The following is a 20,408-nucleotide window of genomic DNA, read 5'->3' on the forward strand; positions in this document are numbered from 1 at the left end:
CTGCAACGTACCGCCCCTGGGGCGCGGTGGCAGCGGAGCGCGCGTAGGCTCACACCGTGTTCAACGGGCTTGCCGACTGGTGGGACGGGGTCGAGCTGTGGCTCGCCCAGGCGTGGTTCCCGGTCCAGTTCGTGCTGGTCATGGTGGTCGTCGTGCCGCTGTGCCTGGCCGCCGCGTGGGTGCTCGACAAGCTCGTCGGGCTCTTCGCCCGCAGACTGACGCCGGGGCGTGACGACGACCGGTCCGACGGGTCGGCATAGGCTCGCGCACCATGTTCAACCGAAGGCGGATCACCGCCGCGCTGATCGGGCTCCTCGTGCTGGTGCTGGGGGGCTGGCTGGTCAAGGACGTCCTCAGCGACGGCTCGCCGTCGTCGCCCGCGCCGAGTTCGTCGGCGCCGAGTCCGTCGGCGCCGAGTCCGTCGGCCAAGGGCGGCGCGGCCGTGCCGGGCGCGGACTCCGGGCTGCCGGTCAAGGCGCTTTCCGCGTTGCCCACACAGGCCGCGGACACGTGGAAGCTGATCGAAAAGGGCGGGCCGTACCCGTACCCGCGCAACGACGACGTCGTGTTCGAGAACCGCGAGAAACAGTTGCCCGGCAAGAAGTCCGGTTACTACCACGAGTACACGGTGAAGACGCCGGGCAGCGCCGACCGCGGCGCGCGGCGGCTGGTCACCGGGCAGGCGCACGAGCTGTACTACACCGGCGACCACTACGCGTCGTTCGTCGTCGTGGACCCGGCCCGATGAGCGCCGAGGAGCAGGCGAAGGCCGCCGCGGAAGCAGCCTTCGCGAGGGGCGCGTACCCGCACCTGGTGAACTCACGGCCCACCGTGGACAAGACCAGCACGCTGAGCGCGTTCGCCGACGCACTGTCCTTTCCGGACTACTTCGGGCACAACCTGGACGCGCTCTACGACTGCCTGACCGACCTGTCGTGGCTGCCGCCGGGGGAGCACGTGCTGATCTGGCCGGGCTCGGACGCGCTGCGCAAGGCGGAGCCGAAGACGTACCTGGCGATCCGCAGCGTGCTCTCGGACGCGCAGCGCGCGCTCGGCCCGAGCGGCCGCGGCGCCGGCTCGTGGCGGCTCACGGTCGTGCTGCCGGACGCCTGAGCCCGCGCCGCCCGCTTGACTGCGCTGATCTCTCAAGCAGGCTTGAGCTTCATGAGCCGGGATGTCACGAACGGGTGGTTTGCAGCTCAGAGCGGTTCGAACGGACCGTTCGCGCCGCTCCGAGCTGGCGTTTTACCTCTGAGGTCGCTGATCCTTGAAGTGTGCGAAGAGGGACCTGGGCCCGGCACCCACTGGTTGTCGGCCACAAGAGCAATCCGGATGTCGTGCGCACCGTCGAACTCGAGGAAATCGGCATGCAACGCAGCAGCATCTATCGCCGCTGTCTGCCCGGTGGCCCGTGGCGGAGGTTGCTACCGGGAATCATCCTGCTGCATCCCACCGAACCCACCGGCGAACAGCGCTTGCAGGCAGCGCTCATCCGTGGCGGCGGCTCCGCGGTGCTCACGGGCCTCTGGGCACTGCGAAGACACGGGCTCCGGGACTTCCCGGAGCCTGACGACGTGCACATCCTCGTTCGGAGCGAGCGCGAGACCACCAGCAGCGGCTTCGCCCTCGTCGAACGCACTACCCGGCTGCCCGATCCGATCACGCGAGGCGGCGTCCCCGTCGCACCGGTGTATCGGGCCGCGCTCGACGCGGCACGCCGGATCCGGGACTTCGACACCGTGCAAGCACTGCTCGCCGAGGCGGTGCAACGCAAGCGCTGCACACCGGAGCAACTCGACAGGGAACTTCGTCTCGGTAGCCAGCGAGGCTCAGCACTGCCCCGTCGGGCTCTCCAGGCGATCCTTTGTGGCGCGGAATCGGTCGCCGAAGCCGACGCCTGGGAGATCTGGAAGCTTGCCGGGTTGCCACCCGCCGAATGGAACGTCAGGGTCTTCGACGAGCAAGGCACCTTCATCGCCAAGCCCGATGCCTGGTGCGACGACATCGCGTTCGCCTGGGAGATCGACTCACGCCAATGGCACAGCGATGGCAATCGCTACTCAGACACCCTCGCTCGAAACGCCCGCTACACCGCAGCCGGAATCGCCTTCCTGCAGACGCTGCCGATCCACTTGCGTACCCAGCCGGACCGGGTGATCGCCGACCTTCGCTCGGCGTACGCGGCGGCGCAGCGACGCCCACGCCCTGCCGTGACCTGCCGCCCAAAGGCCGCGTAAAGCGCACCAATGTGGCGTTCGGTGCGCTGGACGCAACGAACGCCACATTGGGGGGCATTGTCCGGCGCGCCTTCAGTCCTGCGGGACCCAGTTCGGCTTGCGCTTCTGGGCGAAGGCCAGGATGCCTTCCTGGCCTTCCTCACTGGCGAAGAACTTCGCCGACAGGCCGAGCATCTCCTCGAAGCCCTCCGACGGCGTCGCCGGGCGAGGGCGGCTCAACAGCGCCTTCGTCTCGGCCAGCGCCTTCGGTCCGCCCTGCGCCAAGGCCCTGACGTACCGCGCGACCTCTCCGTCCAGCTCCGAAGCCGGGACCGCCGAGTTCAGCAGGCCGATCTCCACCGCGCGGCGCGCGTCGAACGTGTCGCCCGTCAGGAACAGCTCGTGGGCCGCCCGGGGGTTCAGCCGGGGGAGCACCGTCAGCGAAATGATCGCCGGCACGACGCCGATGCGGACCTCGGAGAAAGCGAACGTCGCTTCCGGGACCGCCACGGCGATGTCACACGCCGCCACCATGCCGATGCCGCCGGCGCGGGCGGGGCCGGCCAGCCGGGCGACCACCGGCTTCGGGCTGGTCCACAGCTGGTCGAGGATCTTCGGGAACTCGTTCACGCCCTGGTCGCCCGCGCCGGCGCCGCGGGCCTCCTTGAGGTCCATCCCCGCGCAGAACACCGGCCCGGTGTGGGTCAGCACGACCACGCGCACGGCGTCGTCGGCCGCCGAGGCGGACAGCGCCGAAGACAGTTCCCGGCGCAGCTGTGCCGACAGCGCGTTGCGGTTGTGCGGGGAGTCCAGGGTGATCGTGGCGGTGCCACCCACCACGTCGTAGTGCACCAGTTCGTCAGCCATGACCGACACCTTCGCACACGGCCGGCGTCACGCGGGGCACAGCCAATCGGGGTCACCCTCACGGGCCTCCGCGACGGCCGGCGACGGGGCCGGGAAGTGCTGCTTCAGCGTGAACGCCTCGGGGGTCGGACCGTAGACGCGCAGGTGCTTGATCTTCGCCTCGGCGTCCGCGGTCGTCGGCCGGTAGCCCGCGGGGACCCACCACAGCGCGGTCATCACGTCCTGGACCCGGTGGAACCACTCGCGCCGGCGCTTGAGGATCGCCAGGTGCTCGCCGGAGAACACGAAGCCCGCCAGCGCTTCGACCGACGTCCACACGGACATGTTGACCAGGATCCCGGACGTGCCGCGGACGTCCCATTCGAAGGCGCGGATCGACGTCGCGTCGCCGTCCTCGGTCTGCAGGCGCCACACGAATCCCGGCGCGTGGTCGGCGATCGCGTTGACCGGCTCCAACGCGTCGACGAAGTCGCGAAAGGACTCGTCGTCGAGTGGCGCCTTCATCCGGCTGATGTTCACCTGAGCGAGTTCGTACCCCATGCGGCCACCCTACGGGCGGAACGCCGTCCGCAGGGTGGCCTTTCCCGGGCGCTCAGCCGATGGTCGTCGTGGTGAAGACCGGGCTGGGGTTGGGGAAGCAGGCGGTCGGGGCGGTGATGTCACCGATGATGGTGCTCGCCACCGCCTTGAACGTCAGGCCGGGATCGCTGTAGCTGGTGCCGGACAGCTTCGTCTCGATGGTGCCCGACTGGCCGGCGGTCAGGTGGGCGGTGATGGTGGGCAGTTCGAAGGTGGAACCGCCGGCGATCGGGCCCGGGAAGCTCAGCGTCGCGACGCCGTTCGCGACCGAGATGGCCGGCGGGGTCGAGCCGAGGCCGGAGCCGCCGGTGAGGTCGGCGCCGACGTAGGTGGAGTTGGCGGGGACCGGGAACTTGAGCGCGAAGGTGTTGATGTTCTTGACCTTGTTCCCGCTCACCTCGCCCGGCACGGTGTTCGGTGCCGCGTCGATGACGATGTCGAACGCGGCGCCGGGTGCGACCGTGGGGGGCGCGGTGACGTCGGTGCCCTGGTTCAGCGACACCTTCTGCGGTCCGACGATCGGGGCGTTGGCCTGGCAGTCGAAGGTGACGGCGGTGGCCGCCGAAGCGGGGGCGGCGAGAGCGATCGGAAGGGCCGCGGCCGCGGTCAGAGCGGCCAGCCGGGAAAAGTGAAGAGCTTTCATCTGTGTCCACCTACCTGGGGGTTTGGAGGAGAACGAAAGCTGCGCAGCGTTTAGATAGTTACCGGCAAGTTAAGTAGCGCGTCAAGGATTGACCGTTCCCATGCGCGCAGGGTGACGGTAAATGTGAATAAGACTCGCCTTTTGGCGGTGGTGAGGGGCAGACCCGCCCTACTAGACGCGCTCGTCGGCGCGAAGCAACCCTGTGACGGCGGTGGCGTACCGCGCGACCACGACGTCCGCGACGCGTGGGTCGTCCGCCAGCGGCGAAGCGATGAACGCGCCCGGGTCCGCCTCGCGGGCCAGCCGCGCGATCCGGTCGGGGAGCAGCCCCGGGGCCAGGAACCACGAGGCCACGACCAGGTGCCGCACGCCGCGGGCGCGCAGCCGTTCGGCGGCCGCCGGGATGTCCGGCTGGGCGGCGCTGGCGAACGTCTCGCTCACCGGCAGCCCGAGCCGCTCTTCCCAGCGCGCGGCCAGCGCCGCGACGACGGCGTTCGCCGAAGCGTTCGACGAGCCCACCGCGCTGACCAGCACGCCGGTGCCACGCCTGCGCGGCGCGGAAGCCAGCCGGTCGAGGGCGACGGCTTCCAGCGCCGGGTCGGCGCCGAGCACGTCCGCCGTCCGCACCCGGAAGCCGGGGCACTCGGCGGTGACCTCCCCGACCAGCGCGGGCAGGTCGACCCGCGCGTGGAACGCGCTGCCGAGCAGCAGTGGGACGACCACCGCGGTGCGGTGGCCGTCCGCGTACAGCTTGCGGAGCACGTCGGTGACCCGCGGCTCCGAAAGGTCCAGGAAGGACTCGTGGACCGAAAGGCCCGGTGCCTGCGCGCGCACGACGTCGACGAGCGCCCGCACGGTCGCGGCCGAGCGGGGATCACGACTGCCGTGCGCGACGGCGACCAGGGGCGGCGTCACGAGAAGCGTTCACCCACCAGGCCCGCGGCGAGGGTGTCGCCGTCCTTCGGGTCGATCACCAGGAACGCGCCCGTGCGCGGGCTGACGCCGTAGTCGTCGACGCCCAGCTCCTCGGCCAGGCGCAGGGTGACCAGCCCGATGTCGTTGAGCTCCAGCGTGGCCGGATCGTCCACACTGGACAGCGCCTGCTCGTCGAACCGCGCGTGGAGGTCGCCGACGAGTGCCTGCACCGTGCGGGCGCCGTGCTTGACGAGAACGCGCGCGCCCGGCTTGAGCGGCTTCGACGACAGCCAGCACAGCGTGCCGGTGATCTCGTCGGTGACCCGCGGCGGCGCGTCCGCGGCCGCGATCAGGTCGCCGCGGGAGATGTCGATGTCGTCGGTGAGCAGCAGCGTCACCGACGTTCCCGCGCCGGCCTCGGCCAGGGGGCCGTCGGCGGTGTCGATCCGTTCGACGCGGCTGCGGATGCCTTGGGGCAGCACGACGATCTCGTCGCCCGGCCGCACCGTGCCCGCGGCGATCTGGCCCGCGTAACCGCGGTAGTCCGGGTACTCCGGCGTGCGCGGGCGGATCACGTACTGCACCGGGAACCGCAGCGCCTGGTCGTGCGGGTCGGGCGCGACCGGCACGTCCTCCAGGTGCTCCAGCAGGCTGGGGCCGGTGTACCACGGCGTCCGTTCGGAGCGCGTCGCGACGTTGTCGCCCTCCAGCGCCGAGACCGGGATCGCGAGGACCGAGCCGCGCTCGTAGCCCAGCGACTCCGCGTGCCGGGCGAACTCCGCGGCGATCACCGTGAACGTCGCCTCGTCGTAGCCGACCAGGTCGATCTTGTTCACCGCCAGCACCAGCTGCGGCACACCCAGCAGGGCCAGCACGGCCGCGTGCCGCCGGGTCTGCTCGATCACGCCCTTGCGCGCGTCGACCAGCAGCACGGCCAGCTGCGCGGTCGACGCGCCGGTGACGGTGTTGCGCGTGTACTGCACGTGGCCCGGCGTGTCGGCCAGCACGAACGACCGCTTGGGCGTGGCGAAGTAGCGGTACGCGACGTCGATGGTGATGCCCTGCTCGCGTTCCGAGCGCAGGCCGTCGACCAGCAGCGAAAGATCCGGTGTGGACAGTCCCTTGTCGACGGACGCGCGCGTGACGGCGTCCAGCTGGTCCGCGAGAACCGACTTCGTGTCGAACAGCAGCCGGCCGACCAGGGTGGACTTTCCGTCGTCCACACTCCCGGCGGTGGCCAGGCGAAGAAGCGAGCTCATCAGAAGTACCCCTCACGCTTGCGGTCTTCCATGGCCGCCTCGGACATGCGGTCGTCGGCGCGGGTGGCGCCGCGCTCGGTGAGCCGGGACGCGGACACCTCGGCGATGACCTCTTCGACGGTGGCCGCGGTGGATTCGATCGCGCCGGTGCACGAGCCGTCGCCGACGGTCCGGTACCGCACCGTCAGTTCGCGGACTTCTTCACCCGGACGCGGCCCGCCCCACGGGCCTTCCGCGAGCCACATCCCGTCACGCTGGTACACCTCGCGCTGGTGGGCGTAGTAGATCGACGGCAGCTCGACCTTCTCGCGGGCGATGTAGTTCCAGACGTCGGCCTCGGTCCAGTTGGACAGCGGGAAGACGCGGACCTGCTCGCCGGGGCGGTGCCGCCCGTTGTACAGGTTCCACAGCTCGGGCCGCTGGCGCCGCGGCTCCCATTGGCCGAAGGCGTTGCGCAGGCTGAAGATCCGCTCCTTGGCCCGGGCACGCTCCTCGTCGCGACGCCCGCCGCCGAAGACGGCGTCGAACTTGTTCTCCGCGATCGTGTCGAGCAACGGCGTGGTCTGCAGCGGGTTGCGCATCCCGTCGGCGCGCTCTTCCAGGCGCCCGTCGTCGATCCAGTCCTGGACCTTCGCCACGACCAGGCGCAGCCCGTGCTGCTTGACGACGCGGTCGCGGAACTCGATGACCTCGTCGAAGTTGTGCCCGGTGTCCACGTGCAGCAGCGGGAACGGCACCGGCGCCGGCCAGAACGCCTTGATCGCCAGGTGCAGCAGCAACGTCGAGTCCTTGCCGCCGGAGAACAGGATCACCGGCCGGTCGAACTCGCCCGCCACTTCGCGGAAGATGTGGATGGCTTCGGACTCGAGCGCGGCCAGGTTGTCCTGGGCCGCGTCGGTGGCGGGTTCCAATGTTGTCATGCGTCCCTCGGTGTCTGACATCAGCCGTGCAGTCCACACTCGGTCTTGCTCTGCCCGGCCCAGCGGCCGCTGCGCGGGTCCTGTCCCGGCTCCACGCGAGCGGTGCAGGGCGCGCAGCCGATCGAGAGGTAACCGATCGAGACCAGCGGGTTCTCCAGGATCCCGTGCTCGGCGATGTAGGCCTTGAACTCGTCGTCGGTCCACGCCGCGATCGGGTTGACCTTCACCAGGCCGTTGCGGTCGTCCCAGGTGACGATGGGGGTGTTCGCGCGGGTCGGCGCGTCGACCCGGCGGACGCCGGTGACCCACGCCGAGTACTGGGCGAGGGTGTTGCGCAGCGGCACGACCTTGCGCAGGTGGCAGCACTGCGTCGGGTCGCGGTCGTGCAGCTTCGCGCCGTATTCGGCGTCCTGCTCGGCGACGCTCTGCTCGGCCTGGGCGTTGACGATCTTCACGCCGGGGTAGACCGCCTCGACCGCGTCGCGCGTGCCGATCGTCTCGGGGAAGTGGTAGCCGGTCTCGAGGAACAGGACGTCCACATCGGACTTCACCTTCGTGGCGAGGTCGATCAGCACGGCGTCCTGCATGTTGGACGCGACGATGAAGTCGTCGCCGAACGTCTCGACGGTCCAGCGGAGCGCTTCTTCCGCGGTGGCGTCGGCGAGCTCCTTGGACGCGCGCTCGGCGAGGGTCTTGTAGTCGGCGGTGGCGGTCATCGGGAAACCTCCGGAAGGGACAGGCCGAGGAACTTGACCGAGAAAACCCGGCGACAGGCGGAACAAAGCCAGCCGCCGTTCTCTTCCGGCCGGAGATCCTCGTCGCCGCAATACGGGCAGTAGTATGGAGCCGCTCGTTCGGTAGAGGTCACTGCAGGGCGCTCTCTTCGGCGCGCGCGGCCCACTGCGGGAACCGTTCGCCGGGTTCGCGCCCGGTGACGTAGGCCCGCACGACGCGTTCGACGTAGCCGGTCAGCTCGGCCGCGGTCACCTTGTGGCCGCGCAGCTTCCGGCCGAACCCGGCGTCGAGGCCGAGGCCGCCGCCCAGGTGCACCTGGAAGCCTTCGACCTGGTTGCCGTCGGCGTCGGTGACGATCTGGCCCTTGAGGCCGATGTCGGCGGTCTGGATCCGCGCGCAGGAGTTGGGGCAGCCGTTGAGGTGCACGCTGACCGGCGTGTCGAGGTCGGCCTGGATGTCCGCCAGGGACTTCTCCAGATCCGCGACGAGCTGCTGCGCGCGGGCCTTCGTCTCGACGATGGCGAGCTTGCAGTACTCCAGCCCGGTGCAGGCCATCACCCCGCGCCGCCACGGCGACGGCTTCGTCTCCAGCCCGAGCTCGGCCAGCTCCGCGGAGAGCGTGGCGATCTGGGCTTCGGGGACGTCGAGCACGACGAGCTTCTGCTGCGGGGTGAGCCGCACCCGGCCCGAACCGGCCCGCTCGGCGGCCTTGGCGACGGCGACGAGCGTGCCGCCGGACGAGCGGCCGGCGATCGGCGCCGCGCCGACGTAGAACTTCCCGTCGACCTGCGGGTGCACGCCGACGTGGTCGAGCGGCACGGCCGGCTCGACCGGCGGCGGGCCGTCGAGCAGTTCGCGCTTGAGGTACTCGTCCTGCAGCACCTGCCGGAACTTCGCCGCGCCCCAGTCCTTGACCAGGAACTTGATCCGGGCCCGCGAGCGCAGCCGCCGGTAGCCGTAGTCGCGGAAGATCGAGATGACGCCTTCCCAGACGTCCGGCACCTCGTCGCGCGGCACCCAGGCGCCGAGGCGCTGCCCGAGCATCGGGTTGGTGGACAGCCCGCCGCCGACCCAGACGTCGAAGCCGGGCCCGTGCTCCGGGTGGTTCACGCCGACGAAGGCGACGTCGTGGATCTCGTGCGCGACGTCGGACTGGCCGGAGATCGCGGTCTTGAACTTGCGCGGCAGGTTGGCGTACTCCGGCTTGCCGATGTAGCGGCGCTTGATCTCGTCGATCGCCGGGGTGCCGTCGATCACCTCGGCCGCGGCGATGCCGGCGACCGGCGAGCCGAGGATGACGCGCGGGCTGTCGCCGCAGGCCTCCATCGTGGTCATGCCGGCCTGCTCGAGCTTGTCCCAGATCGCCGGGACGTCCTCGATCCGGATCCAGTGGTACTGGATGTTCTGCCGGTCGGTGATGTCGGCCGTGTCGCGGGCGTACGCCTGCGAGATCTCGCCGAGCACGGCGAGCTGCCCGGTGGTCAGCGCGCCGCCGTCGATCCGGACGCGCAGCATGAAGTAGCGGTCGTCGAGCTCTTCCGGCTCCAGGGTCGCGGTGCGGCCGCCGTCGATCCCGGGCTTGCGCTGGGTGTAGAGGCCGAACCAGCGGAACCGGCCGCGCAGGTCGCCCGGGTCGATCGCGTCGAACCCGCGGTGGGCGTAGATGTTCTCGATCCGCGCCCGCACGTTGAGCGGGTGGTCGTCCTTCTTCGACCGCTCGTTCGGGTTCAGCGGCTCCCGGTAACCGAGCGCCCACTGCCCTTCACCGCGCTTCTGTTTGACGCGCGCGGGGCGGGCGGGGGTCTGGGGCGTGGCCATGGCGGCGTCCTCCGAGAGGCTTTCGTGGCGGCGGAGGAGGACCACCGGCTCGCGGGTTTCCTCCGGCGCCGGCTGTCCAGGTTCGTGGCAGGTGGTGGCGATCGGTGAGTCAGCGAACGGGTACGCAGAGGGCGCTGGCGACCCGCAGGAGGTCGACGTGGCGGCGGGCCACGAGGAGAACACCGGCATGAGTCACGGCGTCAGCGTGCCACGCGTCCACAATGTGGTCCAGGCCTGCCCGCATGGTGGGAGAAGGGTCACTGCCTGGGCGAATGCGGTAGAAGCACGGGCCGCTGACCAGTGCGTCCGGGTGTCCGGCGAGGTGTCTTGCGATGTCAACCGCTCGACGGAGTCCCCTCTTGCGCGATTCAAACCACTATGTGTAGAGTACTATGAGTACAGTGATTTGAACGAGAGGTGCTGGGGATGCAGGTCAAGGGTTTCGGGGCGGGTTACCTGGTCGACGACGTCGCCGCGACCACCCGCTTCTACGCGGACGTCATCGGGCTGCCGGTGACCGTCGAGCTGGACTGGTTCGCCAGCCTCAACGCCGGTGCGCCGGGTTACGAGATCAGCTTCGTGCAGCGTGGGCACGAGTCGGTGCCGCCGGCCTACCGCACGCAGGAGGCGGCGGGGCTGCTGTTCGGGCTCGTCGTCGAAGACGCTCGCGCCGAGGCGAAACGGCTGGAAGAGGCGGGTGTCGAGCTGGTCACCCCGGTCGTCGACGAGGTCTACGGGCAGCGGCACTTCTACGTCGCCGACCTGAACGGCATGCTGCTCGACGTCATCGAGCTGATCCCGGTCGACCCGGAGTGGGCGGCGGCGAACGTCCCGGCGTCGTAACGGGTCTTAACCCGATCGGCCCCTTGGCGCGACCGAGCGTGGCGGGGTGGACAATCCGAGCGTGCCCGTGCTGCGTCCCGACCCCGCCACCTCGATCGATCCGGCGCTGCCGGAAAGCGCGCTGAAGGGGCTCGGCAGCAGAGCGTTCGGGGTCTACGTGCACGTCCCGTTCTGCGCGACGCGCTGCGGCTACTGCGACTTCAACACCTACACCGCGGGTGAGCTCGACTCCGGTTCGTCGCCGCAGTCCTGGCTCGAAGGGCTGCGGCGCGAACTGGAGCTGGCCGCGCGCGTGCTGGTCGTGCCGCCCGCCGCAGACACCGTGTTCGTCGGCGGCGGCACGCCGTCGCTGCTCGGCGCCGACGGCCTCCGCTCGGTGCTCGACGCCGTCCGCGACGTCTTCGGGCTCGCGCCGGGGGCCGAGGTGACGACGGAGTCGAACCCGGAGTCGACGTCGCCGGAGTTCTTCGCCGGGATCCGGGAAGCCGGCTACACGCGGGTCTCGCTGGGCATGCAGTCGGCCGCGCCGCACGTGCTGAAGATCCTCGACCGCGTGCACACCCCCGGCCGGCCGGGCAAGGCCGCCGCCGAGGCGCGTGCGGCCGGGTTCGAGCACGTGAACCTCGACGTGATCTACGGCACGCCGGGCGAGCGCGCCGACGACCTGCGCGCGACGCTCGACGCCGTGCTGGCGGCCGGGGTCGACCACGTGTCGGCGTACGCGCTGATCGTCGAGGAGGGCACGGCGCTGGCCCGCCGCGTGCGCAGCGGCGAGCTGCCCGCCCCGGACGACGACGTGCTGGCCGCGGACTACGAGATGATCGACGCCACCCTGTCGGCGGCCGGGCTGCGCTGGTACGAGGTGTCGAACTGGGCGGCGTCCGACGCGGCCCGCTGCCGGCACAACCTCGGCTACTGGCGCGGTGACGACTGGTGGGGCGCCGGTCCGGGCGCGCACAGCCACGTCGGCGGGGTGCGCTGGTGGAACGTCAAGCACCCGGCGCGCTACGCCGCGCTGCTCGCCGACGGCGACTCGCCGGCGGGCGGGCTCGAGGTGCTCACCGACGACGACCAGCACCTCGAACGGATCATGCTCGAACTCCGCGTCGCCGAAGGACTCCCGCTCGACGTGCTCGACGAACCCGGGCTCGTCGAGGCCCGCGCGGCCGCGGCCGAAGGCCTGCTCGATCCGTCCGCTTTGGACTCCCGGGGCCGCGCGGTGCTCACCGACCGCGGGCGGCTGCTCGCCGACGGCGTGGTCCGCCGGCTCGCGGGCTGACCTTCCGGGATTAAATCCGCGGGTCCGGTCGTTGCTTGTACTGAGCAACGACTTAGGAGGCCCCATGGCGCGCGCGATCAGGTTCGACGAGTACGGCGACGTGGACGTTCTGCGGGTCGAGGACGTCCCGCGCCCGGCGCCGGGGCCGGGCCAGGTGCTCGTCGAGGTCCGGGCCGCCGGGATCAACCCGGGCGAGGGCTACATCCGGCGGGGCCTGCTCCACGACCGCTGGCCGGCGACGTTCCCCTCGGGTCAGGGCAGCGACTTCGCCGGAGTGGTCGCCGAGCTCGGCGACGGCGTCGAGGAAATCGCCGTCGGGGACGAGGTGATCGGCTTCGTCGACACCCGCTCGAGCCACGCGGAGTTCGTCGTGGCGGAGGCGGCGAACCTGACCCCGCGCCCGGACGGCGTTTCGTGGGAGGCGGCCGGTTCGCTGTTCGTCGCCGGGACCACCGCCTACGCCGCGGTGCGGGCGGTGTTCCCGCGCGAAGGCGAGACGGTCGTCGTCTCGGGCGCGGCCGGCGGGGTCGGCTCGCTGGCCGTCCAGCTCGCGAAGCTGTCCGGGGCCACGGTGATCGGCCTCGCGGGCGAGGCCAACCACGCGTGGCTGCGCGAACGGGACGTGATCCCGGTGGCGTACGGCGACGGGGTTCTCGGGCGGATCAAGGAAGCCGCTCCGGACGGTGTGCACGCGTTCATCGACACGTTCGGCTCCGGCTACGTCGAACTGGCGCTGCGCCTGGGTGTCTACGCCGGCCGGATCGACACGATCATCGACTGGGCCGCGGCCGAGAAGTACAACGTGAAGGCCGAGGGCAGCGCGGCCGCGTCCTCCGCGGACGTTCTGCGCGAGCTGGCGACGCTGGTGGCCAAGGGGCTGCTGGAGGTGCCGGTCGCGCGCGTCTACCCGCTGGACGAGGTGCGGGAGGCCTACCGGGAGCTGGAGAAGCGGCACACGCGCGGCAAGATCGTGCTGCGGCCCTAGTTCCGCGCCGCGATCGCTTTCAAACCGGCGAGGTACATGTCGAGGGCGAACTCGAGCCGTTCGGCGGCCGTCTCGGCGGAGAAGAATTCGCCGATCCGCAGCATGTTCGGGAACGACTCGGCGGGCAGTGACCGCATGTACGCCATCATCTGCTCGCCGCGCTCGGTGACGTCGGTTTCGTCGATCTCGCCCCAGGTCCAGCCGCTCGCTTCGTAGGCGTACGCCTTGGCGTAGAGCGCCAGCGCGTCGCCCGCGAACGTCGCCTGCTTGAGGTCGAGGCCGCCGGCGCGCAACAGGGCCAGCATCGCCTCGCCGAGGTGCAGCGAGCTCGGGTTGACCGGCACGGCGATGTGCCACGCCACGCGCGCGATCCCGCGGTGCGCGACCATCGCGCGGATCTGGGCGCGGACGAGTTCCTTCACCTGCTCGTCCCAGCGCGCGGGGTCGGGCTCGGGCCGCGGCACGTCGGCGAGCACGGCATCGAGCATCAGCTCCGCCAGTTCGTCCTTGTTGGAGACGTGCGCGTAGAGCGACGCGGGCCCGGTCTCCAGCTCCTGGGCGACCCGCCGCATGGTGACCGCGTCGAGGCCCTCTTTCGCCAGGACTTCGAGCGCCGTCTTCACGACGAGCTCCTGGGAAAGCGCGGGCTTCGCGGCGCGGCGGCGCGGGGTGCGGCGCCACGGCGGCGGGGGAACGGTCACTCGGACACTGTACTTGACGCGAACAGTGTTCGTCTGTAGAACGGTGTTCGTCAAACGAACAACGTTCGTAAGGGGATCCGATGACCACGACCACCGCCGAAGCCGATGTCCGCGCCGTGCTCGACCGACTCATCCAGGCCTGGAACGACGGCGACGCGACCGCCTACGGGCGCCTCTTCACCGAGGACGCGGACTACGTGACGTTCTTCGGGCTGAACATGCCCGGGCGGACGCAGATCGAAAGCGGGCACCGCGCCCTGTTCGAAGGACCGCTGAAGGGGTCGAAGCTGACCGGGCTCGGCACGCCGGCCAAGGTGCGGTTCATCCGCCCGGACGTCGCCGTCGCCGTCGTGGCCGGCGGGTCCTCGGTCACCGGCGCGGACACCACCGACGAGGGCCGCGAGTCCACCGTCAGCTTCGTGCTCGTGCGGGAAGACGGCGAATGGCTGATCACGGCGTTCCAGAACACACGCGTCTCGGATCCTCGCCGGTGAAAACGCTTGCGGAAGCCTCCGGAGTCGTCGCGCGGCCGCCCGGGGAGGTGTTCGAGGAACTGTGGCGCCGGGTGACCGGGGGCGGCTACCCGATGCGGACGGAGGTCGACCGCGACCGGGGGTTCCTCGCGGTGCAGGGTGGGTGGTGGTACCGCGGCGAATACCGTGTCACGGCCGATCCGGCGGGTACCCGCGTCGAACACCGGGTGGTCAACGCGGCCTCCTGGGGGCGATGGGCCGTGCCGCCGGCCAACCGGTTCTTCGTCGGGTTCCGGGCGCGCACGGCTCTCGCTTTCGCCCGGATGCTCGAAGAACTGAACCGTCCGGGTGGCCGGGAGGCGGATCCTGCGCGTACGGTTGCTTAGGTAAGCCTTAGTTCTGGCGAGGAGTTGTCGATGGCTGAAGCACCCCGGCGGTCCGGGCGTCCCGCGGTGCGGCTGCGGGTGCTGCGCACCGAGCGGCTCACCCCACACATGATCCGGATCGTCGCTGGCGGTGAAGGCATTGCCGGCTTCGCGCCCAACGCGTTCACCGACGCCTACGTGAAGGTGCTGTTCAAGGTGCCCGGCGTCGAGTACCCGGAGCCGTTCGACGTCCAGGAGTGCCGCGCCACGCTGCCGCGGGAGCACTGGCCGCGGCAGCGCTCCTACACCGTCCGGGCGTTCGACCCGCAGGCCGGCGAGCTCGTCCTCGACTTCGTCCACCACGGCGACGAGGGCATCGCCGGCCCGTGGGCGGCCGCCGCCCAGCCGGGCGACGAGCTGCTGCTCTCCGGTCCCGGAGGCGCCTACGCGCCCGGCACGGAGGCCGACTGGCACCTGCTGGCCGGCGACGAGAGCGCGTTGCCGGCCATCGCGGCGTCGCTCGAAGCGCTCCCGGCCGGCGTCCCGGCGCAAGCCGTGATCCTCGTCGAGAACGCCGACGAAGAGCAGCCGCTGGTCACGAAGGCGGACGCGCGGATCACCTGGCTGCACCGGGCCTCCGGCGGCGACGTCGCTTCGGCGGTGCGGGAGCTGCCGTGGCGCGACGGCGTCGTGCAGGCCTTTGTGCACGGCGAGGCCGGGTTCGTGCGCGACCTGCGGCGGTACCTGCTCGACGAGCGGGGGATGCGGCGCGAGCTGCTGTCGATCTCGGGGTACTGGCGCCAGGGGAAGAACGACGAAGCCTGGCGTGAAGAGAAGGCGGCCGAGCGCGCGCGGGATTACCAATCCGACCGAAAGTAGGCGGACACGGTCCGCAGCCGATCCGCACGAGGCGACGGTTTCCGCCGTGGCTGCCGTCGGATTGGTAATCAGCGGCACAGTAACCTCGCCGCATGGCGGAACTCGAGGCGGACGTCGATCCGGCCGAAGCCGGCTTCGACGCGGCGCGGCTTTCCCGGATCGACGCGCACTTCGACCGGTATGTCGACAATGGACGGTTGCCGGGCTGGCTCGCGGTGGTGAGCAGGCACGGCCGGATCGTGCACGTCGGCAGCGGCGGGCAGCGCGACGTCGAAGCCGGGCTGCCGGTCGAGACCGACACGCTGTGGCGGATCTTCTCGATGACGAAGCCGATCACGTCGGTCGCCGCGATGATGCTCGCCGAAGAAGGCTTGCTGGAGCTGGACGACCCGATCTCGCGGTGGCTGCCGGAGTTCGCTTCGCCGGCGGTGTACGTCAAGGGGTCGGCGCTGAAGCCGCTCACTGAGCCGGCCGTCGCGCCCATTCGCGTCTGGCACCTGCTGACCCACACGGCGGGCCTCACGTACGGCTTCCACCACGGCCACCCGGTGGACGCGATCTACCGCGCGGCCGGATTCGAGTGGGGCACGCCGCCGGGTCTCGACCTGGCGGCGTGCTGCGAGCAGTGGGCTTCGCTGCCGCTGCTGTTCCAGCCGGGGAGCGAATGGAACTACTCGGTGGCGACGGACGTGCTCGGCCGCGTCGTCGAGGTGGTGTCCGGTCTTCCTTTGGACGAGTTCTTCGCCACGCGCATCTTCTCGCCGCTGAGCATGACGGACACGGGTTTCGTGGCGTCTTCGTCTTCCCGGTTGGCGGCTTTGTACGTGCCGGATCCTTCTTCCGGCCGCGCGGTCAGGAACGACGCGTTCGGCCGCCTGGGAACAGCGCGCCCGGCCTGTCTTTCCGGAGGCGGCGGCCTGGTGTCTTCCGCTGCCGACTACTGGCGGTTCACGGAGATGCTGCTGCGCGGCGGTTCGCTGGACGACGTCCGGTTGCTGTCCCCGCGAACGGTTTCGTTGATGGCGAGCAACCACCTGCCGGGCCACGTCGACCTGGAGACGTTCGGCCGCCCGCTGTTCGCGGAGATGCCCTTCGACGGCTTTGGCTTCGGTCTTGGGTTCTCGGTGCTGGAGGACCCGGTGAAGGCCCGGACGTTGTCATCGGCGGGGGAGTTCGCGTGGGGCGGGGCGGCGTCGACGGCGTTCTGGGTGGATCCGGATGAGGACCTGACGGTGGGGTTCTACACGCAGCTGCTGCCGTCCAGCGCCTACCGGCTGCGCCCCCAGCTGCGGCAGCTGGTCTACCAGGCGCTGGTGGACTGAACGGCTCCGGCCGGCTCCGCGGGGGCCGCGACCTGCGTGGCGGTGAGGTACCTCGCCACCGTGCGGCGCAGGTGGTCGGCGTGCAGGTAGATGTCCTCGACCGTGGTGATCGGCAGGCGGGTTTCGGCCTTGTTTTCATCGAAGACGCCGAGGTACTTCTTCGACCGGTTGAACCAGAGCCGGGCGATCGGTTTGCGGTTGTTGTCGTCCAGGAGGACGCCGAAGTAGGTCTTGGTGTCGCGCGCGGCGATCCGGGCGGCGGATACCTCGGCGCAGACGATGGCCCGGACGATGCGGTAGCCCTCGAGTTCTTCGTCGGTCGTGACCACGCGTTCGTTGTCGTCGATCGAATCGTCCCCTGCTGCCGGCTGCGGCTCGGACACGGGTCGTGAAGTACTGCCGCTCGACACGCTCACGTACGAGTCGGGCGCACCGAGCGCGTTCTTCAGCCGGTCGTTGACCTGCTCGTTCAGGAACTGCCGGGTCGCTTTGGCCACCAGCGGACCGAACTGCTCGCGGACTCGCTGGGTGAACGCTCCTTCGTACACCCGCGTGGTCAGGAACTTCACCCAATCGTCCTCGGGTTCCTTGAACTGCGCTGCGAGGATGCGCTTCAGCTGACCGATGTACTTCAACTCGCCGGCGGCACTGATGACCGAGTCGAGGTCGAAGGACTCCTTCGTGAGTTTGGCGAGCTCGGGCAGCAGCGTTTCGTCGATGTCGGCGAAGTCCAGCACGAGGAACGGTTTGGCGTCCATCCGGTTGGGAGCGTCGAGATCGGTGTAGAACTCGTACACCTGCCCGTTCGTCAGGACGGCGATCCTGGCGTTCGTGACGGCGAAATAGCGGAAGAGCTGGGAAGCGTGCTCGATGCGCAGCGGATCGTTGATCTTCTTGGCCTCGACGAGGACCTGCACCTGACCGTTGTGCACGATCGCGTAGTCGATCTTCTCGCCCCGCTTGGTACCCACGTCGGCGGTGAACTCGGGAATCACTTCCGCCGGGTTGAACACATCGTAGCCGAGGACAGTGCTGATGAACGGCATCACGAAGGCGTTCTTGGTCGCCTCTTCGGTCTCGATGCCTTCTTTGTGCTTGCGGATTTTCAGGGCGAGTGCCTGCGCGCGCTCCGCGATGTCCATGCCGGTGCCGTTCTGTGCGGGAACTGGTCCGGATCTCGAGAGTGGCGATTCGTCGTCCGGTTACGAGGGTGCGCTGCCTAGATCGTTGGTTCAGTTCCGTCTGTTACCGGCCACGGAAAGGAAATTTAGGGATCAGATAACCGCTGCCACGACGGGTCGGCAAATACTTGACCACGGTCGTTACCAGGCCCTCATCGACTGAGCCTGTGCTGTGCGCAGCAGCACTTCGGCCTCCGCCAGGCCTTTCGCGATCACCTGGCGGCCGCCCGCGTTGTCGAGGAGCTCCGTCACCGGTCTGTTGTCCGCGAAATACACCGCCGTGAAGCGGTCGAAGCCGCGGGTCAGTGCTGCTTCGCCCAGGAACTGGACCAACGCCGATGCCAGCCCCGCGCGGCGCCAGTCCGGGGTGACGGCAAGCGAGATCTCCGCGACCCCCGGCGTTGCGGTCGCTTCGTACCGGCCGATCGCCACGCCGTGTCCCGATGGCGATCGGGCCACCAGGGCGAACCGGCGTTGGTAGTCGAGCGCGGTCAGCCGCTCGAGCAGGCGCGGGGTCACCCGGGGCGCCGTGCCGCAGAACCGGCGGCGGAGAGTCACGGGGTCCGCGGTGCGGATCGCCTCGCCGAGCTCCGGGGCGTCCTGGCGGGTGAGCGGGCGGATCAGCGCCACCCGGCCGTCCCGGAGCCGGACCGTGCGGTCGAATCCCTTCGGCGGTTCCGTCACCGGGCCACTGTAGCGACGCCCGATCGGGCAGGGAATCTCGTTGCGGCCGGAGTACGTTGGGAGCAAAAGGTTTCCGGGGGAGGCGGCCATGCGGCGGATCGGGATCGTCGGAGCGGGCCAAGCGGGATTGGTCCTCGCGATGGGCGACCGCGGTGATCAACGACCCGGTCGGCGGCCAGGGCGTACCAGGAAGCGATCGTCGACCGCGCCCGCCGCGCACCTCTTCGAGAACCCGGCCGGCTACGAAGGCCGGCTGGGCGATCCCGAAGCGGCGATGAAGTACCTTCAGTCGAAGGGACCCCGGTCCGGAGCGCAGAGCGTACCCGGCGCGGGCACCGAACCCGTGACGAAGTAGCGGTCCAGCCAAGCGTCCACGCAGGCGCTCTTGCCACGCGAACCGTGGCCGTACGTGTCGAGGCTCAGCAGGTGCGCGTTGCCCAGCAGCCGCTCGGTCCGCTGCGCCCCGGCGTACGGCGTCTCCAGGTCGCCCTGGCGGTTGGCGAGCAGCAGGACCGGCGCCGTCGGCCGGTTCCACGGCCCCGCGTAACGGCCGGTGTCCGCGACGTCCCAGGTGGCGCACGGCAGAGTCTTGTAGACGTCGTACGGCCCGAATCCGCGCCCCACGCGGTCCGCGCGCCGGGCGAACTCCCACCAGACCGCGGGATCACGCGGGTTCGCCGCGTCCGAACACAGCGTCGCCCCGCCGCCCAGCATCGAGTCGACGTCGGGTGGCCCGCCCGCGGGCGCCGGGGCGCGGCTCGCCGGGTCCGCCAGCGCCTGGAGGAACGCCGCCAGCTGGGGTGCGGACCGGGCGTCGAGCAGGTAGCCGTGGATCCGGCTGATCGCGCCCTGGTAGGTGACGGCACTCTGCCGTCCGGTCGTGTCCGTCACCGTGATCGGGCCCGCTTCGAGGCGGTCCAGGATCTCGTCGAAACGGAAGGCGCAGCGCGACCCGCAAGCGTCCAAAAAGGACCGGATCGCGCGTGCCCCGTCTTCGTAGCCGCGCAGGCGGTAGCTCATCGGAGCGGAGCCGGTCGACCAGCGCACCGGGTCGTCGACGGCGTCGAGCGCGAGCGAGCCGACGCGGCCGGGGAACAGGTTGGCGTACGTCTCGCCGAGGTAGGTGCCGTACGACTTCCCGTAGAACCGCAGCTTCGGCTCGCCGAACGCCGCCCGCAGCCGGTCCAGGTCGCGGGCGATCGTGCCGGTCGACAGGTGGTTCGCCAGCGGGCCGCCGTTCCGCCCGCACAGCTCGGTGACCGTGGCGGTGTCCGCGATCTGCTGTCGTTCGGCCTCACGCGTGAGCGGGAACGTGCCGAGAGCCCGCTGGAGCACCTCGAGCTGCGAAGGATCGGTGAAGCAGTGGATCTTCGAGCTGGCGCCGACCCCGCGCGGGTCGAACCCGACGATGTCGAAGCGCCGGTGCAGCTCCGGTGTCAACGCGGGCGCGAGCCGGCCGGACGAGCCCGGCCCGCCCGGGTTGAAGAAGATCGTGCCCAGCTTGCCGGCCTGGTCGGTGGCGGGCAGCCGCCCGATCGCCAGCCGCACGGTGCCTGCGGAGGGGTCCTGATAGGACAGTGGGACGTCGAGGTGGCCGCACTCGTAACCGCTCTGGCACGAGGATTCCCAGACGATTCCCGCGGGTGGGCTCGCCGCGGCGGCGGGAGCCAAGGCGCCCACCGCGAGCGTGGCGGCCCCCAGCGCCAGCGCAGCACGGAGTTTCCGAGGAGTCATGGGGAAGATC

25 protein-coding genes are annotated in these 20,408 nt (G+C 70.3%); 11 read left to right on the plus strand and 14 right to left on the minus strand.

The window, feature by feature from the left end:
* Positions 1-56: 56 nt before the first annotated feature.
* The 4 genes from AB0M82_RS31550 to AB0M82_RS31565 all read left to right on the plus strand — a co-directional run bounded on the left by AB0M82_RS31550 (position 57) and on the right by AB0M82_RS31565 (position 2,237).
* Entirely contained in the window at positions 57-260 is a 204-nt protein-coding gene (locus tag AB0M82_RS31550; RefSeq protein WP_086863451.1) for a hypothetical protein, read from the plus strand.
* An 11-nt stretch (positions 261-271) separates the two neighbouring features.
* Positions 272-748 carry a ribonuclease domain-containing protein gene (locus AB0M82_RS31555; RefSeq protein WP_364729668.1) on the plus strand — a complete coding sequence of 159 codons (477 nt, stop codon included), beginning with the start codon at positions 272-274 and terminating at the stop codon, positions 746-748.
* The gene (locus AB0M82_RS31560) at positions 745-1,113 is read left to right on the plus strand and encodes a barstar family protein (RefSeq protein WP_364729671.1); all 369 of its coding nucleotides are present in this window, start codon (positions 745-747) and stop codon (positions 1,111-1,113) included. Before AB0M82_RS31555 ends, AB0M82_RS31560 begins: the two co-directional genes overlap by 4 nt.
* 224 nt (positions 1,114-1,337) lie before the next feature.
* A complete protein-coding gene (locus tag AB0M82_RS31565; RefSeq protein ID WP_364729674.1) occupies positions 1,338-2,237 on the plus strand; it encodes a hypothetical protein in 900 nt (299 codons plus the stop codon).
* A 72-nt stretch (positions 2,238-2,309) separates the two neighbouring features.
* Here the strand turns inward: AB0M82_RS31565 and AB0M82_RS31570 are convergent, their stop codons facing one another.
* The 10 genes from AB0M82_RS31570 to AB0M82_RS31615 form a co-directional block, all read right to left on the minus strand.
* Positions 2,310-3,083: an enoyl-CoA hydratase family protein gene (locus AB0M82_RS31570; RefSeq protein WP_364729677.1), complete on the minus strand. Its 774-nt coding sequence runs from the start codon at positions 3,081-3,083 to the stop codon at positions 2,310-2,312.
* A gap of 27 nt (positions 3,084-3,110) precedes the next feature.
* Entirely contained in the window at positions 3,111-3,623 is a 513-nt protein-coding gene (locus AB0M82_RS31575; protein ID WP_364729680.1) for a DUF3291 domain-containing protein, read from the minus strand.
* Positions 3,624-3,675: 52 nt separating this feature from the next.
* Positions 3,676-4,305: a cyclase gene (locus AB0M82_RS31580; RefSeq protein ID WP_364729683.1), complete on the minus strand. Its 630-nt coding sequence runs from the start codon at positions 4,303-4,305 to the stop codon at positions 3,676-3,678.
* A 171-nt stretch (positions 4,306-4,476) separates the two neighbouring features.
* Positions 4,477-5,220, minus strand: a complete 744-nt coding sequence (locus AB0M82_RS31585; RefSeq protein ID WP_364729686.1) for a sirohydrochlorin chelatase — start codon at positions 5,218-5,220, stop codon at positions 4,477-4,479.
* Entirely contained in the window at positions 5,217-6,479 is a 1,263-nt protein-coding gene (locus AB0M82_RS31590; protein ID WP_364729689.1) for a GTP-binding protein, read from the minus strand. The genes AB0M82_RS31585 and AB0M82_RS31590 overlap by 4 nt, the downstream gene beginning before the upstream one ends.
* Positions 6,479-7,399, minus strand: a complete 921-nt coding sequence (cysD, locus tag AB0M82_RS31595; protein WP_364729692.1) for a sulfate adenylyltransferase subunit CysD — start codon at positions 7,397-7,399, stop codon at positions 6,479-6,481. The genes AB0M82_RS31590 and cysD overlap by 1 nt, the downstream gene beginning before the upstream one ends.
* Before the next feature lie 20 nt (positions 7,400-7,419).
* The gene (locus AB0M82_RS31600; RefSeq protein WP_364729695.1) at positions 7,420-8,115 is read right to left on the minus strand and encodes a phosphoadenylyl-sulfate reductase; all 696 of its coding nucleotides are present in this window, start codon (positions 8,113-8,115) and stop codon (positions 7,420-7,422) included.
* Positions 8,112-8,267 (minus strand): Insertion element protein, encoded by a 156-nt coding sequence (locus tag AB0M82_RS31605; RefSeq protein WP_247055118.1) that lies wholly within the window; start codon positions 8,265-8,267, stop codon positions 8,112-8,114. Before AB0M82_RS31605 ends, AB0M82_RS31600 begins: the two co-directional genes overlap by 4 nt.
* Positions 8,264-9,952 (minus strand): nitrite/sulfite reductase, encoded by a 1,689-nt coding sequence (locus AB0M82_RS31610; RefSeq protein ID WP_364729698.1) that lies wholly within the window; start codon positions 9,950-9,952, stop codon positions 8,264-8,266. Before AB0M82_RS31610 ends, AB0M82_RS31605 begins: the two co-directional genes overlap by 4 nt.
* A 109-nt stretch (positions 9,953-10,061) precedes the next feature.
* Positions 10,062-10,196 carry a putative leader peptide gene (locus AB0M82_RS31615; protein WP_353067981.1) on the minus strand — a complete coding sequence of 45 codons (135 nt, stop codon included), beginning with the start codon at positions 10,194-10,196 and terminating at the stop codon, positions 10,062-10,064.
* Between the two features lie 182 nt (positions 10,197-10,378).
* Between AB0M82_RS31615 and AB0M82_RS31620 the strand changes: the two genes are divergently transcribed.
* The 3 genes from AB0M82_RS31620 to AB0M82_RS31630 all read left to right on the plus strand — a co-directional run bounded on the left by AB0M82_RS31620 (position 10,379) and on the right by AB0M82_RS31630 (position 13,059).
* The gene (locus AB0M82_RS31620; RefSeq protein WP_364729702.1) at positions 10,379-10,795 is read left to right on the plus strand and encodes a VOC family protein; all 417 of its coding nucleotides are present in this window, start codon (positions 10,379-10,381) and stop codon (positions 10,793-10,795) included.
* Positions 10,796-10,856: 61 nt separating this feature from the next.
* A complete protein-coding gene (gene hemW, locus AB0M82_RS31625) occupies positions 10,857-12,074 on the plus strand; it encodes a radical SAM family heme chaperone HemW (RefSeq protein ID WP_364729704.1) in 1,218 nt (405 codons plus the stop codon).
* Positions 12,075-12,138: 64 nt separating this feature from the next.
* The gene (locus AB0M82_RS31630) at positions 12,139-13,059 is read left to right on the plus strand and encodes an NADP-dependent oxidoreductase (protein WP_364729706.1); all 921 of its coding nucleotides are present in this window, start codon (positions 12,139-12,141) and stop codon (positions 13,057-13,059) included.
* On the opposite strand, the gene AB0M82_RS31635 is transcribed toward AB0M82_RS31630, so the two are convergent.
* Positions 13,056-13,760: a TetR/AcrR family transcriptional regulator C-terminal domain-containing protein gene (locus tag AB0M82_RS31635; RefSeq protein ID WP_364729708.1), complete on the minus strand. Its 705-nt coding sequence runs from the start codon at positions 13,758-13,760 to the stop codon at positions 13,056-13,058. The genes AB0M82_RS31630 and AB0M82_RS31635 overlap by 4 nt on opposite strands.
* An 80-nt stretch (positions 13,761-13,840) precedes the next feature.
* Between AB0M82_RS31635 and AB0M82_RS31640 the strand changes: the two genes are divergently transcribed.
* The 4 genes from AB0M82_RS31640 to AB0M82_RS31655 all read left to right on the plus strand — a co-directional run bounded on the left by AB0M82_RS31640 (position 13,841) and on the right by AB0M82_RS31655 (position 16,799).
* Positions 13,841-14,254, plus strand: coding sequence for an SgcJ/EcaC family oxidoreductase (locus tag AB0M82_RS31640; RefSeq protein WP_364729711.1), 414 nt, complete (start codon positions 13,841-13,843; stop codon positions 14,252-14,254).
* Positions 14,251-14,619 carry a hypothetical protein gene (locus AB0M82_RS31645; protein ID WP_364729713.1) on the plus strand — a complete coding sequence of 123 codons (369 nt, stop codon included), beginning with the start codon at positions 14,251-14,253 and terminating at the stop codon, positions 14,617-14,619. Before AB0M82_RS31640 ends, AB0M82_RS31645 begins: the two co-directional genes overlap by 4 nt.
* A gap of 30 nt (positions 14,620-14,649) precedes the next feature.
* The gene (locus AB0M82_RS31650) at positions 14,650-15,477 is read left to right on the plus strand and encodes a siderophore-interacting protein (protein ID WP_364729715.1); all 828 of its coding nucleotides are present in this window, start codon (positions 14,650-14,652) and stop codon (positions 15,475-15,477) included.
* Positions 15,478-15,569: 92 nt separating this feature from the next.
* Positions 15,570-16,799 (plus strand): serine hydrolase domain-containing protein, encoded by a 1,230-nt coding sequence (locus AB0M82_RS31655; protein ID WP_364729717.1) that lies wholly within the window; start codon positions 15,570-15,572, stop codon positions 16,797-16,799.
* Here AB0M82_RS31655 and AB0M82_RS31660 read toward each other — a convergent pair.
* The 3 genes from AB0M82_RS31660 to AB0M82_RS31670 all read right to left on the minus strand — a co-directional run bounded on the left by AB0M82_RS31660 (position 16,778) and on the right by AB0M82_RS31670 (position 20,398).
* Positions 16,778-17,941, minus strand: coding sequence for a type I restriction endonuclease (locus tag AB0M82_RS31660; protein ID WP_364729720.1), 1,164 nt, complete (start codon positions 17,939-17,941; stop codon positions 16,778-16,780). The genes AB0M82_RS31655 and AB0M82_RS31660 overlap by 22 nt on opposite strands.
* Positions 17,942-18,121: 180 nt before the next feature.
* A complete protein-coding gene (locus AB0M82_RS31665) occupies positions 18,122-18,664 on the minus strand; it encodes a GNAT family N-acetyltransferase (protein ID WP_364729722.1) in 543 nt (180 codons plus the stop codon).
* A gap of 285 nt (positions 18,665-18,949) precedes the next feature.
* The gene (locus tag AB0M82_RS31670) at positions 18,950-20,398 is read right to left on the minus strand and encodes an alpha/beta fold hydrolase (RefSeq protein ID WP_364729725.1); all 1,449 of its coding nucleotides are present in this window, start codon (positions 20,396-20,398) and stop codon (positions 18,950-18,952) included.
* Positions 20,399-20,408 lie beyond the last annotated feature (10 nt).

Source organism: Amycolatopsis sp. NPDC051128, assembly GCF_040682715.1.
In the GTDB taxonomy this organism is placed as follows: domain Bacteria; phylum Actinomycetota; class Actinomycetes; order Mycobacteriales; family Pseudonocardiaceae; genus Amycolatopsis.

Bases quoted from the DNA above. Each gene is read 5' to 3' on its own strand.
- AB0M82_RS31670 (WP_364729725.1), bottom strand. From the start codon at position 20,398: ATGACTCCTCGGAAACTCCGTGCTGCGCTGGCGCTGGGGGCCGCCACG.
- AB0M82_RS31655 (WP_364729717.1), top strand. From the start codon at position 15,570: ATGGCGGAACTCGAGGCGGACGTCGATCCGGCCGAAGCCGGCTTCGAC.
- AB0M82_RS31570 (WP_364729677.1), bottom strand. From the start codon at position 3,083: ATGGCTGACGAACTGGTGCACTACGACGTGGTGGGTGGCACCGCCACG.
- AB0M82_RS31580 (WP_364729683.1), bottom strand. From the start codon at position 4,305: ATGAAAGCTCTTCACTTTTCCCGGCTGGCCGCTCTGACCGCGGCCGCG.
- AB0M82_RS31610 (WP_364729698.1), bottom strand. From the start codon at position 9,952: ATGGCCACGCCCCAGACCCCCGCCCGCCCCGCGCGCGTCAAACAGAAG.
- AB0M82_RS31650 (WP_364729715.1), top strand. From the start codon at position 14,650: ATGGCTGAAGCACCCCGGCGGTCCGGGCGTCCCGCGGTGCGGCTGCGG.
- AB0M82_RS31620 (WP_364729702.1), top strand. From the start codon at position 10,379: ATGCAGGTCAAGGGTTTCGGGGCGGGTTACCTGGTCGACGACGTCGCC.
- AB0M82_RS31615 (WP_353067981.1), bottom strand. From the start codon at position 10,196: ATGCGGGCAGGCCTGGACCACATTGTGGACGCGTGGCACGCTGACGCC.
- AB0M82_RS31660 (WP_364729720.1), bottom strand. From the start codon at position 17,941: ATGGACATCGCGGAGCGCGCGCAGGCACTCGCCCTGAAAATCCGCAAG.
- AB0M82_RS31590 (WP_364729689.1), bottom strand. From the start codon at position 6,479: ATGAGCTCGCTTCTTCGCCTGGCCACCGCCGGGAGTGTGGACGACGGA.
- AB0M82_RS31555 (WP_364729668.1), top strand. From the start codon at position 272: ATGTTCAACCGAAGGCGGATCACCGCCGCGCTGATCGGGCTCCTCGTG.
- cysD (WP_364729692.1), bottom strand. From the start codon at position 7,399: ATGACAACATTGGAACCCGCCACCGACGCGGCCCAGGACAACCTGGCC.
- AB0M82_RS31600 (WP_364729695.1), bottom strand. From the start codon at position 8,115: ATGACCGCCACCGCCGACTACAAGACCCTCGCCGAGCGCGCGTCCAAG.
- AB0M82_RS31640 (WP_364729711.1), top strand. From the start codon at position 13,841: ATGACCACGACCACCGCCGAAGCCGATGTCCGCGCCGTGCTCGACCGA.
- AB0M82_RS31630 (WP_364729706.1), top strand. From the start codon at position 12,139: ATGGCGCGCGCGATCAGGTTCGACGAGTACGGCGACGTGGACGTTCTG.
- AB0M82_RS31575 (WP_364729680.1), bottom strand. From the start codon at position 3,623: ATGGGGTACGAACTCGCTCAGGTGAACATCAGCCGGATGAAGGCGCCA.
- AB0M82_RS31560 (WP_364729671.1), top strand. From the start codon at position 745: ATGAGCGCCGAGGAGCAGGCGAAGGCCGCCGCGGAAGCAGCCTTCGCG.